The organism is Synechococcus sp. F70.1, from assembly GCF_047502745.1.
GTDB lineage: Bacteria > Cyanobacteriota > Cyanobacteriia > Thermostichales > Thermostichaceae > Thermostichus.
Genome location: NZ_JANSJL010000114.1, coordinates 1 through 821 on the forward strand (window position 1 = coordinate 1; position 821 = coordinate 821).

Sequence of the window (821 nt, forward strand, 5' to 3'; positions counted from 1 at the left end):
TCGAAGCGACGTAAAAAAGATTGATCAGCAGCACCAAAATGGTCAGAGTCGTCCAAGGAGCACTGGCCAACCCCCACAGCAGCAGCACCAGCAGGCCGTAGCCTACCGCAATTTGGGAGGGGGTAAACACCCGCGAGGCCGATTCCTCCGGCAGACGGGTCAGCAGCTTGTAGACTGCCTCTTGGCTAAAGCGGGATCCCTGGTCTTGGCTGAGGAGTTGGGTGATATCCCGCTCGCTGCCCAGCACCTTTTCAATTCGCAACCCTGGCCGCCAACTGTAGAGCAGCTCATCCACCGCCCAGTCCAGTGGGTCATTGACCATCACGGTGAGGGTGTTCTCATCCGTCCAGTTCAAGGGGTAGAAGAGGTGGCGCATCATCAGCTCGGGCTCGAACTGGCGGCTCAAGCTCTCGTCGCGGTAAAGCAGCCCTGTCCCCATCAGCTCCGAGACGGAAGGATAGCCCAGCAGATGGGCTAGGATGCTGAGATACTCGGGGGTGGAGAGGTAGCTCAGCCGGGTCAGCACCTGCCCCAGGCTGGAGCCGGTGCGGCGGTGGATCTCCAAAGCCTGCTGCCACTGCTCTAAGGTAAGCCGACTGCCTACCAGCTCTGCCGTCAGCTTGCGTTCAATGAGGGCGGTCAGAATCTGTTTTTCGGTGGCCGGGATCTCCCAAATCCGATCGGCTTCGGGGCAGAGGCGCTTGACATTTTGCCAGACAATGGGATGGTCCGGCTCCTCGGTAGCAACCACTACGGTTTGCGGGTCGAGCCAGCCACAGGGCAAAAAGCGCACCGGCACCAGATCGATAGGCTCGATCAGC

1 pseudogene is annotated in these 821 nt (G+C 60.0%); it reads right to left on the bottom strand.

Annotation, left to right across the window (positions count from 1 at the left end):
* Positions 1–821: pseudogene (locus NW860_RS10825) on the bottom strand (glycosyl transferase); the annotation flags it as partial.